Annotated in this window: 10 protein-coding genes; 7 read left to right on the top strand and 3 right to left on the bottom strand. The window is 36.3% G+C overall.

Features of this window, described 5'->3' with window-relative positions:
• Positions 1-305 precede the first annotated feature (305 nt).
• Positions 306-2,477, bottom strand: coding sequence for a hypothetical protein (locus ACZ5V8_RS04090; RefSeq protein WP_464218459.1), 2,172 nt, complete (start codon positions 2,475-2,477; stop codon positions 306-308).
• A gap of 213 nt (positions 2,478-2,690) precedes the next feature.
• Here ACZ5V8_RS04090 and ACZ5V8_RS04085 point away from each other — a divergent pair, with 213 nt between their 5' ends.
• From ACZ5V8_RS04085 to ACZ5V8_RS04060, 6 genes are all read left to right on the top strand, one after another.
• Positions 2,691-3,536, top strand: coding sequence for a hypothetical protein (locus ACZ5V8_RS04085; protein WP_464218458.1), 846 nt, complete (start codon positions 2,691-2,693; stop codon positions 3,534-3,536).
• 320 nt (positions 3,537-3,856) lie between these two features.
• Positions 3,857-4,369: a CS1 type fimbrial major subunit gene (locus ACZ5V8_RS04080; RefSeq protein ID WP_464218457.1), complete on the top strand. Its 513-nt coding sequence runs from the start codon at positions 3,857-3,859 to the stop codon at positions 4,367-4,369.
• Positions 4,370-4,839: 470 nt separating this feature from the next.
• On the top strand, positions 4,840-7,311 hold the full coding sequence (locus ACZ5V8_RS04075; RefSeq protein ID WP_464218456.1) for a TcfC E-set like domain-containing protein: 2,472 nt from the start codon (positions 4,840-4,842) through the stop codon (positions 7,309-7,311).
• A gap of 31 nt (positions 7,312-7,342) precedes the next feature.
• Positions 7,343-8,215, top strand: coding sequence for a hypothetical protein (locus tag ACZ5V8_RS04070; protein WP_464218455.1), 873 nt, complete (start codon positions 7,343-7,345; stop codon positions 8,213-8,215).
• 25 nt (positions 8,216-8,240) lie between these two features.
• Positions 8,241-8,753 (top strand): hypothetical protein, encoded by a 513-nt coding sequence (locus ACZ5V8_RS04065; protein WP_464218454.1) that lies wholly within the window; start codon positions 8,241-8,243, stop codon positions 8,751-8,753.
• Between the two features lie 544 nt (positions 8,754-9,297).
• Positions 9,298-11,832, top strand: a complete 2,535-nt coding sequence (locus ACZ5V8_RS04060; RefSeq protein ID WP_464218453.1) for a hypothetical protein — start codon at positions 9,298-9,300, stop codon at positions 11,830-11,832.
• A 79-nt stretch (positions 11,833-11,911) separates the two neighbouring features.
• Here ACZ5V8_RS04060 and ACZ5V8_RS04055 read toward each other — a convergent pair whose 3' ends face one another.
• Complete coding sequence (locus ACZ5V8_RS04055) at positions 11,912-12,991, bottom strand: hypothetical protein (RefSeq protein WP_464218452.1); 1,080 nt, start codon at positions 12,989-12,991, stop codon at positions 11,912-11,914.
• A 455-nt stretch (positions 12,992-13,446) separates the two neighbouring features.
• Here ACZ5V8_RS04055 and ACZ5V8_RS04050 point away from each other — a divergent pair, with 455 nt between their 5' ends.
• Complete coding sequence (locus ACZ5V8_RS04050; RefSeq protein WP_464218451.1) at positions 13,447-15,012, top strand: ATP-binding protein; 1,566 nt, start codon at positions 13,447-13,449, stop codon at positions 15,010-15,012.
• Here the strand turns inward: ACZ5V8_RS04050 and ACZ5V8_RS04045 are convergent.
• On the bottom strand, positions 15,003-16,982 hold the full coding sequence (locus ACZ5V8_RS04045; protein WP_464218449.1) for a hypothetical protein: 1,980 nt from the start codon (positions 16,980-16,982) through the stop codon (positions 15,003-15,005). The two genes, ACZ5V8_RS04050 and ACZ5V8_RS04045, sit on opposite strands and share 10 nt — an antisense overlap.
• Between the last annotated feature and the right edge of the window lie 143 nt (positions 16,983-17,125).

Here is a 17,125-nt window from a genome sequence, read left to right as displayed (position 1 = left end):
TTACTATAATCTACTGATTGCGAATTAACGTAGCCCCATGTACTGCCAAAATGACATAATTCGTTAGTACATCACGCTGATTGAAAACTTACTACAAGTAATAACTGTCCCATGACATAGATCCCCTCGGTAAACCTAGGGTTCTTGAGCGGCAAAGCCGCTAGAAAACTTCATTATGCGGTTGGCACTTCACGCTAAGAAGTGCCCAAAATTAAATACTCAATTTAGTTTTGGTACTCTCATTCAGCGACGGATATCACCCGTAGTGCTCTGTCTACGAGCGCGTGGGACTACACAACCAAAAATCATAGAATCCCCATCATTACTAAGTGTCTTTTGACCGCTTTGACATTACATAAATAGGCATTCTTTTCTTTCTTGGCATGTGGTCTATGCAAAGAAACGAAGCCCACTTCCTTTTTATCTTGGACATTGTATGTAAAATATATTTTACTACCTGTGCTTTTCGAACAATTAGTTACCTCAATGCCATCTATTTTTTCAGCCAGTTTTAGCAGCTCCATGTAATTTACATTTTTTGATCCCATTAACTCTTTCATTTTAATTTTATGCTTATTTTGCTTATTTTGTTCATTATTATTATTTTGTTCATTCTGCTTCTTTTGCTTCTTTTGCTTCTTTTGCTTCTTTTGCTTCTTTTGTTCATTCTGCTTATTCTGCTTATTCTGCTTATTCTGCTTAGTAAACTCACTATCATAATGAACGGGATATACTCTAGTATCTTTCTTTATTGTTTCAGTGTCTGGATATTTCATTTCAACTAAGTCAACTATATCACTGCTAATCGACGACACTTCGCTCTCTTTAATTTTCTCTGCTGTTGAGTGATGATTACTACCATCTTTATCAACTGTGTATAGTTCATCACCATGTGATAATTCATTTATAGTAGAATTGAAATCCGAATAACCAATGGTTGTAACTTGATTAACTCTTTTTACTTTTTGATGCTCGGCTATCTGATTAATCAACTCAGACGCCTTACTAATACCCAAACTCAAATGCTTTAAGAGCTTTTCATATACATCAGCTGCTGTTTGTTCCAAAAAAGTATTAATTCTAAGATTAGCTATAATATTGACAAAATTTTCTTTACAATATTCTTTATCAAGTTTCTTTAAAATTTCGTCGACTTCACTTTTCAGAGAATTATGATTTATCATCACTTTTTGTAGAGCCCGCTGTATATCGTAACGAACCGCTTGCACAACTGATATTCTTTTTTTTGTCATTTTATGGTCATCAAAGAAAGCTTCTCTTTCCCACTGTTTCTGGTAAAGTGCCCCTATAGTAGGATAATTAAATAATTCTTGTAAATGTAAAACTTTTTCTAAAAGTTCCTCATCAAAATCATACAGATTACTGTAATATAAAGGCTGAGGCTTTTGTTCAAAGATGTTTTCAAAAAAATAAAATTTCCCATACAAATCCAACAATTCAAATCTGAGTTTTACAATAAGACTACTCTCCTCATAATTTTCTGTATCAACTTCTTGATAAAAAAGTGAAGACGTTTGTGTTATTTGTAACATCTTATCTCTTATATCAATCAATATGCTCGCAAATTTTTGTTTTTGCTCACGCTCAAAATTTACTGTTTTTGATATTCTAATAACTGCATTTATTGCAGCTTCGCCAGATTTATAGGAATGTTCAGCCAATTGAGCGATTATTTCTGATTCTTTATTGAAACTAAGATTATTCGTCTCTATACGAAATCTTTTTACCATTGCATCTAGCACAATATTAGGTGCAACGGAATAATGAATCTCGTGATCCTTCTCATCTAATATTTTTTTGAAATAATCAATATAGTTAACAGTTACGGCTTCACTACGTACTTTACTTTTATTATTCTCTATAGCTCTCAAAAATTCCGTGTCTTGCAAATTACGCAATGAAACTAGATCATAACCGATATATAGAGGCACACCAAAGTGCCGATGAAGATCTACATTATTTTGATAATAGGCTTCAGTCATTCCTAAAACGAAAAAAATATGTTTTATCTCTTCAATAACATAGAATTCGTATGTACCCTCTTTTTTTGTATAGTAAGTATCGTGGTTACCACCAAGCAATCTCGCAAGGTTATCAATAGAAAGCTGCAGACCCAACTCAGCACTTTCTCTAAATACAAGATTTGCATATTCTACAAGTTCTTCGTTGTGACGATACAAGTATGCCAAGTTATAAATTGCTTTAGGGTCGTAAGTCTTAAGTGACAGCTCTAAGAAATTGAGCATAGAATCCACTAAATCATTAGTTGATTTAGCCTTTACAAACTCTTTTCTTAATTCGACAGCTTTTTTGTAGGATTCATCGGCTCTAGCATTACCATATCCAATAACCTTGGTTAACGTTTCATTGCCCGCATAACAAACAGCGCCCACCAACAACCACCATAAACAAGACATTATAGTACAAATAATTTTAATTCTGTTATACAAAAACATTTAGGAATCCTTAATTCTCAACGTTGTAACTGATTGGTAGGCATATGATCGAAGATTTTTAACCAGACATAAATGCTCTACATGTATCAAAATTAAACGGAATACAGCTTTGTTATTACAAGCTATCAGTCATCTAGTTTTACATCTGAAAGTGGATTGAAGAGAGCTGCAGTAACATGCAGATACATTTTGATATTTTTTAAGCATATAAGCTTGCCGGCTCTGCTAGGTATGATGTCCACACCTAGCAATCAGACTCAAGGCAAATATAAAACTATGTTCATCAATACCTCTATCAAGCAATATATCAATACACTCATCGCATTAATGTTATCAATTATCACGTTTAATTCATATGCGGCAATCGCTGTTGATTCACTGTATGACGTTTGGGGCCCCGAAAAAGAGTCATTTGTTAAAACCATATACAACGACAGCAATGACAAAACGGCATATGTCAAACTCGAGCTAAGCCACGTTGAGATTGATGCTAAAGGAGACAAAACCGAACATCTACTTAATGCTAAAGAGATGTCACAATCGGTTTTCATGACACCAACAAGACTAATTATTCCGCCGAAACAAAGCCGTTATGTGCGCTTTCGCCTGCCACAAGGTCGTAGTGATCAAAAGGCTGAGCTGTATAAGATAGCGATCACGCCTGTGACACCTGAAAAAGGTGACGGTTTTGGATTGTCAGACAAACAACTAGACGAGGTCAAAGAGATAATATCCGCTGGTGTCACCATCAACATTGCCTATGTCAGTCAATTGGTGGTTCAACCGACAAACTCAACATTTAATACACAAATATTCGACCATAAAGATCAGGTTGTGATTGCAAACTATGGCAATGATCTGATCAAGGTAGAGATGCAGCAAAGCTGTAAAGCAGATGCTGATCCCAAGGCTAGTGGCTGCACCAATGGGCAAAAGCGCCAAGAATTACGCATTATGCCTAATGATCGACGCGAAATTGATAAGGCACACGCCACAGAGATAACGTTTGATATTATCGAAAATAATCATAAATCCTTTAGTCGAACCATCAAGGTGTGATTTTGGGCAAGGTTAAGCACCCCTCCTTAAACATAAATAAAATTAATAACTGTAGTTGTGTGTTTTTAGAGAAAATCAACCTTTTAAAAACTCCCCGTCAGTCTGCGACTGCCACCCCTTGCCAAGAGGGGTGCTTAAGCTTGTGAGGTGGGGTGTTGAACTCGCAAGTAAATAAAAATACAAAAAGCACGAAAAACAATAAAAACAAGAAAACATCAGTCTCAGGAGGTTACATGAGGAGGTATTAGCATCAAATTAAATCAAAAAACAAATTAAATTTAATCAACATTAATCAACATTAATAAAAATGGAGAAAATACATGAAAAAACTAACCAAAAAAATCTTAACTGGATTGACTGCTGCTTCAATTGCAGGAGTTGCTTTGTTGCCGACTTCAGCCACTGCCCATGACTTTGATTTACAATTAACAACAACTATTGCGCAGGTAGGGTTATTTAGTACAAATGGTGGTCAATTTAATATAGCTGCAAATCCTGCTCCAATAACTCTTACGTATAATCCCGCCAACAATCGAATAGATGCTGTGAACAATCTGGTTGTTGATTTTCTACAGAATAATTACACAGCTGCACGTGATGTCGATATTCAGTTAACCACCCCTTCAGTTTTGACTCACCTGGCTAATAATACGGATAATATACCGATTGAATTAGTTGTTAATGGTCAAGTGCTTACAAATACAGGTGCTACGACACTAAACATCGCAGCAGGCGCTAGGCATAATCTCGAGCTAAATCAAGTTGATACAACAGGCAAACCTGCTGGAACTTATACTGGTAATATCACCATCCAGATTACCGAGACTCCATAAACCTTAGTCTATTGGGAGCATAATCCATCAGATCACTGTCACTGATAATGTTATTATTAGTCTAATGGCACTACCTTTAGGAGGATTACTAACCATCCATGGCAGCTTCGCATTGGATCCTCACGCCATCCTGGCTCAGGATGACAAGTCAGAGGGTGTCATTGCGAGCTAATGCTTAAGGTAGTGCCATTAATTATTAGTCTGGTATCCACTCTGATGGTCATTCTCCCAAATTCAATTCGGTGTTTAGTTAGATGGAGTACGCGTCTTCTGTAGTGCTAGCGTATAAATAGCCTGCAAAATTTTCACCTCTCTCCTTGTGGGAGAGGTCGTGCAGCTTATGCTGCGCGGGTGAGGGGTAATTAAAACTCAACTTATTCCTGATTGATTATATAGCCTCTGACTTCAGCTAAGCAAATATCGCAACCTCGCTCCATGTAACCAACTAAAACAAAAGGTAAACAATTAAAGTGAAAACACGTTATCAACTCCTAACCCTTGCTCTATGGCAATTGTTTGCACTTGAGTCAAGTGCGGCTAACAATGCCAAGCAACAAGTTCAACCCGTTAGCGGTAGTCACGGCTATCACACGATACCTGATGAATTTAAAGCTGCACTTTCAGAGCAGTTTGAAGTCAACTTGAGTATCAGTGGCATCAAGTTGGGACAATTTGCCATTGCCTATCGCGATGAGCGCATCTTCTTTGATATCGATGATATATTGGGTAATAAAAAGATTCACTTAAAATCAGAAACCATTGCTATTTTGCGTCAACTGTTTAGTGATGGATTTGACCCACATCATGTGATTTCATGCTCGGATATCATGCAATCTCAAGGCTTGTGTCAGGCGGATCAGCCGTTTTTAAGTGCGCATATTAACTTTGAGCAAATGACATTGTCGCTGCTGTTAGCGCAAGATGCCTTTGAGTATAGTGCCGGACAAAATGGGGTTTACTTAAGTAACCCTTCAAGCAACACGCTAAGCTCGTTATTCGGCTACCAGTTGAACTTTAACTATAGTGATGATCGCAATACCGATTACTACCTTGAGCTTAATAATGTCACAGGTTTAGGGCGCAATCATTTAAACAGCAGTCTTTATTTTCAGCAAAGTGGTTCACAAAAAAAAACGCGCGTCAATAATGTCTATTGGCAAAATGACCAGCGTAATTTATACCTGCGCGCGGGTTATTTTAACAATGTCAATTTTTATGATGGTCAGACAGGTTACCGTTTAAGTTATGGCTTTAATGGCAAAGGTATACTCACCGAGCTTGGCAGCTCAGACAACTTGGCAATTGTTAATAATAAACCTGCCCTTGTGCCTATCCCGCTCTTTTTAGATGCCAACTCAACGGTGAATGTCTATAAAGATGGGCGGTTGATTTCGGTGCAAAACTTCACCGCGGGCAATCATTATCTACAAACCGAGAGTTTCCCTTCTGGCATTTATCCGATTGATATTGAGATTACCCAAGGCAGCAGTGTCATTCAAAAACAAACGGCAATTGTTAATAAACCATCTACCATAAGCAAGTTGCATGGTGATAACAAAGCCTATCGTGCATGGCTTGGTGTGGTTAGTAAAGATCAAGACAGTAGTATCAAAGCACCCTACTTGGGCGGTAACTACGCGCTTGCCGTGACTAAAAATGCGGTGATTAATGGTGGCGGCTATGTTGCCAATAATTTGGCGTTAACTGAGATTGACAGTGAAATTTATTTACCTTTTAACAGTCAATTCACGCCCAATCTAGCCATTGATTCGACTGCCAATTATGGCGTCAGTTTACAGTTAAGCACACCGTGGAGCAGTTATTTCACAACAAATCTATGGTATAACACCAATAGCAAAAGTGATAATGCTTATAGTCCATTTAAAACAAGAAGTAATCGCACGGGATTGTCAACTTATGTCGATTTGCAAAAGCTTTATATTGGCTCGATTTCAACAACCTATAGTTATAACTTACGCGATAAATCTGACAGCATTTCGCTTAATCTTTATCGCACGCTTTATAATCGTCATGGGTTTAATGTCAGCTTATCTGCCAGTTACAACGACTACTTTAGTAACTCAACGACGACAACTGATAAAGGTTACGCGCTTAGTCTTAACTTCTCTTACTTCTTCGGTGATGGTAGTTCGATGAATAATCGCATGCGTTACCAACAACAAAACAATCAGGTTTCTAATAACTTCACCTTCTCACCGAAAGTCGATAGCTCATATCTACGCAATGTTAATGCCAATATTGACTATCATAGCCATTATTATAATGCCATGGCAGGTGTTGGCTTAACCTCAGAGTGGATGGAAGGCGACATATCAACGACTTCAATTGGACGCGGTAGTGATCACGATTACAGTGCCACAGGAAATCTCAAAGGTAATGTTATTTTAGGGTCTGATCATATGAAACTACACAAAGATAAAACTGCCAAATCAGGAGTGATGCTCAATATGCAGATGCCTGATGATAGTTATCAAATGTCGGCACAAATCAATGGCGCCAAATATCCTTTAAAAAATGGTAAAAACTTTATTCCTTTGCGGCACTATAAACAATACGAAATTGCAGTACATGAGCATGCTGATGAGGCAAGAGCGGTATATTTCAAAGACAATATTGAACGCGCAAACCTCTATCCTGGCTCGATTTATCAAATAGACAAAGTGATATTCCCCGTGGTTGAAGTGATCGCTCAGTTGGTTGATCACTCAGGCAACGCGATACCTCATACACGCATTATCAGTGGTGATGATCAATTTGCCAAAACTTATACGGATGACATGGGTTATTTTGTGATTAAGGTTAGTCAAACAGATCCCAAACTCTATGCGCTGATCAACGATCACAGCCAACCACTACAACTCAATCAAACAGCCATCAAGCACGCTAAATCAGGTGCTTGGATTGGTACACTAACGGTTTAATCAAGGGGGAAAAATGACAAGGCAAATAAAAGTGATCGCGCAATGTTGTGCTTTTTTAGTGAGCTGTTTTTGTGGTGGCGAAGCGGTAGCGAATATTAACGACTACACAACGGAAGTCACACTTGATCTAATAGAACGATCAGTAACAGATAAGAGCAATAAAGTGTCATCTGTTAATATAGATTCAGATAATTTGGTTATTCCCCTGCCAGAGGTTAAAATAGCTAATAGAACAAGCGCAAAATATAAGCTTAAGAACAATCTTAATCATACTATTTCACTTACGTTAGATTGTGAAAATAACAAACAAGTTGCAGCTAACCTCAATTTTAATACAGCTACCGTAAAAGCTAAAGGTAACTCTGGAAATTATTCATTGAGGGCATCTCCCACTTTGAAATTGGATCATAGTTTAATTAATAAAACGGGAATCAAAAAATGCACACTAACCAACAAACCATTAGCTTTAAATAAGCTCATTAGTTATGGTGGAAATGATACATTTAATATTGGGGTAACCCTTAATATAGCCCCCTATATTCACATCAATAATAAAACAATTGATGCTAAACTTAGCAAACAACAAAGCGGTGATTACACCAAACAGGTCGAAATTCCTGTAGAAACAAATGCCAATAATATTAAATTAACCTTATCCTCTTGCACATATTCCGATGGCAATACCTGTCAACTAAAGCATGAAGATATTAACCATAAAGTACCGATTTATATTAATGATGGGAATAGTGAAATCAAGATTAATGAACATATATCTAAATCAGGTTTTACAAACATCAATAACACATTTTTTTTAGATCTTAAAACCAATAAAGATGATATAAATGATGCTAAAGCAGGAAAATATGCAGGAAAAATCAATTTGAAATTAGAAGCATCTTTTTAAAAAAACATGGTAAAGGTAACAACAAATGATTAGAAATTATGTAAAAATGCTTTTGGGTTTCCCCATTTTATTGTTTGCAGGTAACTGCTGTTCGGGTGCTCAAATTGAAGATGTCGAGATTAATGCGCACCTTACTGTTGACGAGCAAATCAGTCTGACAACGCCAGATACCAATATCACTCTTTCGCGCGAATCTAGTGGAAGCGCTTATGGTATCAATAACATTGAATATGCTGGTTTGTCTGGCGAGTTTATCTTAAGCTCAAACATCCATAACCCGCAATATAAGATTCAGTGCACAGCTGCAAAAATAGATACTCAAAGTGGTCGCAAACAAAACTATCAAAGCTATATTTATCAAAATGGAGCTGCTAACACCGCAAACGATATCATGCAGCAGAAAGTAGTAATTAGACATGATAGTAATGACGCCTCTAATACGGCAAAATTCCAATTGCTTTTTGTGTTACCTAATAATGTTAACTATCAAACGGGAAGTCATTCAAGCACGACTACCTGTACTATTTCATCAACTTAAGTCACACTTTCTAGCAAGTGGCTTCGACTGACGCTCAGCCAACGGGTGCTGACTGGTGTCATTGCGAGCAGGATGCGTGGCAATCCAGTTGTGTCATGGATGACAACTGTCACCTAAGTAATAAGTGATCATGCCCGCCACTGACCTGGTTGATGACAGTGACTTTTTCCCGCAAAAAAGTCACCAAAAAGCCAAAAAACTCACCCTACACCTTTTCCTATCAGCCAATTCGATCGAATTTTTGCAAACTCGTTGCACTCAAACAGTGTAAAAATCACATCCATGGTATTCGGCGCAAAACGTTAATGGACATCAAGTTTGCCAATGAATTAAGAATAAGTTTAATTTAATCTATTGCATGATTTTGGACATGAATTCACATCAAAAATTGCTTTGAGCGCCTTTAAATTATTGATATAGCCATGCTTTGAATGACATATATTATGCAGTCACAATATTCAATTTTTGTTTATTTTTTTGCTCTAATAACAAAGAAGCTTAATCCTACCACTTAAGCGGAAATTTAATAATCAGGAGCTTAATTATGACAACAAAAAACACCTCTAAAAAATCAAGGAAGCACGCTATAAAAAGCATACTATTATTAACATTAGGCATGTCAGGTTGTGGTGGCGGTGGCAGCGAAGGAGTTACACCTACCACAGAAAATGAGCGTAAATCATATAACATGGTTTCCACCAGTTTAAGCAACATCATGAAAATCATTCCTTTTGAGTATGAGGATCAAGTTGATGTTGTGGTTAAGTCTAGTCAACGTATTGGCGTTGCCGCTTTATCAACACCATGGCAATATCATGTAACAGGTGATATTACGGCTGTTTCAATCACCAAAGATGGCAATAAATTGCGTATAAAAAACACCAACACAACTGGAGCTAACCAGCAATTCCGTATTGGCATCAACGTTGCCGGCGAAGAAGTCAGCTCGTTTAAGTTTATCTCATTAGCTGATAAACCTTATGATTATCTGATTAAATCCAGCGATGGAGATGCCAATTATTTTCTCGTTGTAGATCCTTTGTATCAGTTACAAGAAGATCAACAATACTCATTAGAAAAATCGCTTTATCTAGGCATTGCATCAACGCTTAAACAAACCAGTCAAACAAATCAGAGTCCTCTGCATCACGCTATTGATGCGTACCTTACGACACAACACTTTACAAGTTTTGTTGACTTTGATGACAATGCAAGCAAACAGCAAAGACATCAATTGATTCAATATCTTGCTAATGAGGCTAGCATTGCTAACATTTCAATTGAGCTTGATACCTTTATGAATCATTATGCAATACGCTATAAGACCTTGAAGTTCACAATTAATGCGCCACTTAGGTTAGATAGAACCTTTCATCGTGATATATATTTTAGTGATCAGCTGACTGTAACAACGGATATTTCGCATCAATCGCCTGACTTGATCATCGGCACATATGAGCATAATAGCAACCCAACTAAGTATTTTTTAATCCAGCCACATGATAGTAATAACATGGTGTTGGAAGACGTAATTGAGCATTATAAAGACAGCAGTAATCATGACGTCACTTCGCATAACTCATCTTTGACTGAAGCTTCTTATATTACCTCAAGTATTAATCATCAACCAAATATTAACGCGAATCAAAATAATATTACCAATACATCTAACACCCCTACCAATACATCTAACACCCCTACCAATACATCTAACACCCCTACCAATACATCTAACACCCCTACCAATACATCTAACACCCCTACCAATATACCTAACATCCCTACCAATATACCTAATATCCCTAATATACCTAACATCCCTAATATACCTAATATCCCTAATATCCCTAATATACCTAATATCCAAAATACTGCTAATATTAGCCACTCTAGAGCTAATCTCAGCAACAATAATCAACCGGTCAATATTGTTTCTGATGCGGTTATTGAGATCATATTACAAGGCGGTAACCATGGTTTTATTAAAAAGCCAACAGGAATTTATACAAACGATACCGTTAAATTAAATCAAATATTAGAGTTTGCTTTTTTGCAGTGTTTACAGGATGCTTTATCTCACACATCAACTGCTGATGTGCCTATCACAAAATCAGTCTATAACAAGATGATTGAGAAACTTAAATTAGGCGAGCTAAACAGCTTTGATAATACACGTCTATTCGATAAATTGGTTGATGCTTATATATCTTTATATAAAGACAGCTCGAGCACACTGCCACGCATGTCAGAAGTCAGCAGTAATAACACCGTTGACTTATCCAGCTATTATGGTGTCGCTAACATGGTTCTTAGCATATATAAAAATTTTAGAGATAGTGTTGACAACGCAATTACCGATTTAGGTGGCATTAATACGCTAGCATTTTATCATGATTCAGAGATTGCAGACTATAGACGCTATGTTTTGATGCACATCATTAATAAATTGGCACCCACTAGAGTGGGAAGTATGGGCATCAAAATGGATGTCTCAGAGGCTAACCAAAATGATCGCTTATTTAATCAAGAACTCATTAAGTTCATCCATGCCTTAAATGACAGCGCATATCTGAACTCCTTAACATTAAGAGCACAAGAAAATCGAGCAAACCAAGCAAACCAAGAGCGTCAAATTATCGCAGATGTCACGCATAAAGCAGACACTCTGAAACATTATTTACAGATTAATTTTCTTGATAATATTAACGATCCTGATTTAAATAATCATTGGAAAAATCAACTATTTGGCGCAATTGATATGCAGATCAATGATGCAGTTAAACGCCAAAATTTATTGATCTTAATTGATCGAAACCTAAAACAAGGTCAAGAAAACCATGCTAATATCTTCGATTTTATTAAAGAGACAATGGAGAAAAGCAAACAGGCATCACAAATCTATCAACTTCGCAACCAGCTTGATGCAAACAGCCCGTTTCATGACTTAGTGAAAAACTTCATACAAGAGTACATTGATCAAAAGCGAAGTGTTTCAGCTGAGAATCTCAAAAGAGGTACGGTTAAGGTAGTGACTGAGGAAATTATTGAGAGACAATTGCAATTGTTAGATAACAACTAAATATCCTCCAAAAAGCGGTGTATAGTGTAAGTTATAATTTAGATACACCCGCTTAAGACACAATAAAAATACATTTCCATTACAACCATTCAGGCTGAGGCTTAAAGGTTATATCAAAGTCGCCATTTACATTCTTTGCATCAAATGAATGATTATAGCCATTTTTTTGTCGCAACGAATACAAAAAATTTCCTTCTACAGTATATATATCCTTCAGTTGTTTGATAACACTATCTGAAATAAATTTATCCACTTTATTATCCACCAAATGCTTTAGACAATCTTCAAGGGTAACTGACTTGCTCTTATTTTGTTTATAAAATGTATGAATTTCAGTTATTATATGATCAATATATTCATAAATCCAGTCAGCTAAAACTAACGAAACTCTGTTTCCAATAACATTCATTTTTACAATCAAGGATCCAAGATTATCATTTTTATTCTCAAGACTATCATTTTTATTATTCTTTTTATACTTCTCTGCTTTTTCAACAATACTTCTTACTACTTGATGATCAGCACCAAGTTCGATGAGAGAAGGATTACGACTAATGATCTGCATAATTTTTGTAAGCGACGTACACTTAGCGTGAAGAATCATATTTTGTTTTATATATATATTCGAATCCCATATTCCCTCCTCTTGCAATAACATCTTATCAAACCAATTTAAAAAATCCTCACCACCCTTATCTTTCACAAGCCGTTGTAGCAGCCATTGAAAACCGCTATTTCCACGACCATAAATTTCTCGCCCATAATTTCTTAGCTGATGTATATTTTCTATACCGTACTGCCCGTAATCTAACAAAACTGTTTTACCAATAATACTGCCAGTTGCTCTAAAAATAAGATGTCTCAATAGATTGTTTGCAAAATAATCTACTATACTTTGATATTCACGCGTCGTTTTATTAAAAACAAAACCTGTGTAACCAATCTCGTGAAAGCTATTAACATAATTACCAAACTCAGGGTATTGATTCCCTTTAATATCTTTAAATGCATATGAGCCACCATTCGATGTACCATCAAAAAGCTCCCTACACCAACTATTTCTATCATCATCATTGCGTTTCATTGTGTAACCCGTAACTGGAAAGAATACACTCAAAAACAAACTTCCTAAACCCCATGCAAAAATAATTTTTTTCATTTAAAATTATACCTTATAAATTATTAACTCGATGGTTCACATTCTATCTCATATACCTTAGCACTTAATATTCCCCCACTCGAATCAATTAGTAAATAACATGCATCCGTATGTATCAAAATTGGTTCTCCTGCAATAAATGTCGAGGTCTCAAACGCTTGCTATTTCTAGCCTGTCACCTAGCATCAGCTATTATTGATCGACTAAAGAGTAATGCGTATGAAGTTATATTAACGGGCAAAAGTTATCGCCAAACAAAATCACAGAACAAAAATATAGAAAAAGATAAAGCATAATAAGCTCGCATACCAAGTTGTCTGTGTCATTGCGAGCATGGATGCGTGGCAATCCATTTTATCAGGGATAGTTGATTTAACTTTGTTGCTATTTCTAAACACCCTATTCTTTGCTACACTTTGCAATCATTACACTTTTATCTAAAGCGCTGTGATTTGATGAAAAAATTACCAATAGGCTACTCCAGTCTGGCTGAAATGATTAATGGCAATACCATTTATGTTGATAAGACAAAACACATCTACGACATTGCCAATAATGGCAAATACTACTTTCTATCTCGCCCGCGACGTTTTGGCAAAAGTCTGACGATTGATACGTTAAAGCAGTTATTTCTTGGTAAACGCGCGCTTTTTAAAGGTTTATATATCGAAGACAAATGGGATTTTGATGAGACATTTCCTGTAATACATCTAAGCTTTGGGCGCTCTAAATCGGTATTTTCTGAAACATCATTGCTGCAATGGATCACGCGCCAGTTAAGTGACAATGCCAAACTTTACGATATTGAGCTAGATACCAACGCGCACTACGACCTGCAACTTGACCAACTGATTAAAGCACTCTATCAAAAACATAAACAACGCGTGGTATTTCTAGTTGATGAATATGACAAACCGATCCTTGATATAATTAGTGACTCTAAGCAAGCCACTAGAAACCGTGAAATATTAAAAGGGCTTTATAGTGTGATCAAAGACAATGATCACTGTTTACATTTTGTGTTCTTAACGGGTGTCTCAAAATTTTCAAAGGTCAGTCTATTTAGCGGCTTAAACAACTTAAAAGATATCTCATTTCATTATCGCTATGCAGATTTATGTGGTTATACCCAACAGGAGCTTGAGACAAACTTTGGTGATTATCTCAAAGATGTCGATCTGGTTAAGCTAAAAACCTGGTATAACGGCTACAACTTTGCAGGTAGTGAATCACAAAAAGTGTATAATCCGTTTGATATTTTGCTTTTTTTTGACAATGCCAACAAATATCAAAGCTATTGGTTTGAAACAGGCACCCCCAGTTTCTTGGTAAAATTAATTAGCGAACGCCGCGATATTATTCCTGATCTTGAGCACTATGAGGCAACGCCTGATGCCTTAAATAGCATTGATGTCAACAACATGCCCATTGCTGCATTGATGTTACAAAGCGGCTATTTAACGATTAAAGAGCAATTCTACTTCGGTCAAGATCTTTGGTATCGCTTGGATTACCCTAACTTTGAAGTCAAGACCGCTTTAAATAGACAACTTACCAAAATCGGTATCACACAAGAAGATGCTACCGCTAATCAACTTGCCATTAATCGCGCCTTATTAACAGATGATTGGCAGCAATTTAAAAAAGCGATTCAAAGCTTTTATAGCAGCATTCCCTATGATTATTACGCCAAGACACCACTGAGCCGTTACGAGGGCTATTATTGCGCGATTATTTACAGCTATTTCGCAGCCCTTGGCTATGAGGTCAAACTCGAAGATCACACCTCTGAAGGACGTATTGATATGTCGATTATCATTCCAAATAATAAGGTGATTATCTTTGAGTTTAAAGTTAGCAATCGCGAAGATCTTGCGCAAAAAGCGCTGCAGCAAATTATTGATAAAAATTACGCTATTAAATTCATTCATCTTAGGCTGCCGATATATCAAGTGGGTATTTCATTTGATCATAACAAGCGCACAATCAATGGTTTTGAGGTGGCTGAGCACTATGTGTAATCAAGCCGTCTCACAACACTACTCAAACCGTCACGCTTAGATAAAGTGCTATACACATTTTTATTGTGTATACGTACAGGTGTTTTTTGATAACATGAATTAAAAATACTATCTCCACTGCTTTTGATATCACTGTTTAAGGTCATTAGCTGTTGAGGCGATTGTTGTAGTAACTGCTCAATATTATCTCTGTATTCAATCTCTTTATAGGCAAATGCTTGTAACTCATCTTGATAGACTTGTTTTGTCATGCTCAGTTCATTTTTTAATGAAGCAATGTCACTTTCAAATTGGTGATTTTTAGCTAAGACAGTTTCAAGCTTTTCCTGAATGATTTTATTAAATTCAACTACTTTTTCATAACTGTGTTGCAACTCAGTATAGTTGTTTCTAACATTTTCTAACTGGTGATGATTCATTTCAGCCATCTGCTCATTATCGCTAAGATTGATGGATAAATTAGCAACATGCGCCATTAGCTCATTATTAAGATGCTTATACTCACGATTTTCTTGTTTTAATTTTTCATTTTCACCACTGATTTGCTGCTGTTTTTGTATATATATACTCTTTTCAAATGCCAGCATATTTAACTTGTTATTTAACTCAATAATATAGTCATCGGTTGTCTGTACTTGAACATCGGTCATCTCAACTTGAATTTGCTGTTGAAACTCTCTTTCATCAACATAAGACACTTGGGTGTTTAGATCACTCGCAAAACTACTATTGGGTGATGATAAGTTGTCAATATACTCAATAGGGTCGCTTGCGGAATTATGATTTTGCTGGATATACTGATAAAACACCTTAAGCTCATCAATTATCTTTGTACGTAAGTCATTTAGCTGCGATGGTGTCTCCGTCACAAAGTGCTCTGATAAATGTGTTATTGGTAATCGCTCTTGCGATTGACTGTTCTCTAAACTGCTTAATTGAAAATATAACTCAATCATTCTTAATATCTTATCTGCAAGCTCTTTAATATTAATATTTTCAATCATTGCCTGATCTATCGTCTGATCGTTGGGTACAAATAGCAATTGTGATTGCTGCAATAACTGTTCTTGCTTGCGTTGCAACTGACGATCCATTTCAAGAATTTCATTCCTTTTAACAGTTGTTTGATTATCAAGTTCATCGAGCCTATTATGTTTAAGCGCTATGCTGCTATCATACTCCGACAGCAATTCTGTTCTTTGAATTAATAACTGACTCTGCGAATGAATATTATCATTTACGCTAGATAGTTCATGCTGTTTTGAATTAAGCTCGTCATTTACGCGGTGTAATGTCTGTTGCTTTGTATCAATCTCTCTAATTATATTAGCTAGACTTGCTTGGCGTTGAATTAACTGATTATTTTTTTGCCGAAGCTCCTGCTGCTTCAGACGAATCTGATCCACTATCGTTTGTAAGCTTTGTTGTTTTGTATCAATTTCGAGCATAACATTCGCAAGATTTAGTGCATATTGGTTTAACTGATTAACTTTGTCTTCAAGCAAACTTTGCTTTGAATCGATTTGAGCGATTATTGCTTGTAATGTCTGCTGTTTTTGTTCTATTTGCGTGGTGTTGTTGTCCAAATTTTGCTGTTGTGCGCGTAAATTGGTTTGTTGTGTACTTAACTGATTGTGCGTATCCTCAAGTTGATCGCTGCATGCCAATAGCGACTCTTCTTTTTGTTGCAAGTCGACATTTAAACGATCTAATGCCATACTTTTCAGATTTAAGTGAACATGCTGTTGTTGGGCTAGTTGATCAAGTATTTCTAATTGTGACTGTTTGTGATGCATTTGTTCGTCAATTGCATTGAGTCTGGTATAAGCTGCTGCAATCTCATGTTCAACATGCTGAAGTTCACGTTCTTTTTTTGTCAATGACTGATTATTACTGACCTGAGGCTCAGGGGTAAAATCAATACCATTATCAGAAGACTTACAACCTAATAGCAATGGTGCTAATATCATTATGATCCATAGCTTAAAAATAATAACATTGCTGAATGACAGTTTATTTATGGCGGTCATTGTAACCACACTTTTATATGATCTGGAATGTCCTAAACACTACTCAATTTAGGGTTTAAAAAATATAGTCACTATGTAAAACC

The sequence above is a fragment of the Cysteiniphilum sp. GTC20157 genome (assembly GCF_055396795.1).
This window is presented reverse-complemented; position numbering and strand designations above follow the sequence as displayed.

Bases quoted from the DNA above. Each gene is read 5' to 3' on its own strand.
- ACZ5V8_RS04090 (WP_464218459.1), bottom strand. From the start codon at position 2,477: ATGTTTTTGTATAACAGAATTAAAATTATTTGTACTATAATGTCTTGT.
- ACZ5V8_RS04050 (WP_464218451.1), top strand. From the start codon at position 13,447: ATGAAAAAATTACCAATAGGCTACTCCAGTCTGGCTGAAATGATTAAT.
- ACZ5V8_RS04080 (WP_464218457.1), top strand. From the start codon at position 3,857: ATGAAAAAACTAACCAAAAAAATCTTAACTGGATTGACTGCTGCTTCA.
- ACZ5V8_RS04060 (WP_464218453.1), top strand. From the start codon at position 9,298: ATGACAACAAAAAACACCTCTAAAAAATCAAGGAAGCACGCTATAAAA.
- ACZ5V8_RS04055 (WP_464218452.1), bottom strand. From the start codon at position 12,991: ATGAAAAAAATTATTTTTGCATGGGGTTTAGGAAGTTTGTTTTTGAGT.
- ACZ5V8_RS04065 (WP_464218454.1), top strand. From the start codon at position 8,241: ATGATTAGAAATTATGTAAAAATGCTTTTGGGTTTCCCCATTTTATTG.
- ACZ5V8_RS04045 (WP_464218449.1), bottom strand. From the start codon at position 16,982: ATGATATTAGCACCATTGCTATTAGGTTGTAAGTCTTCTGATAATGGT.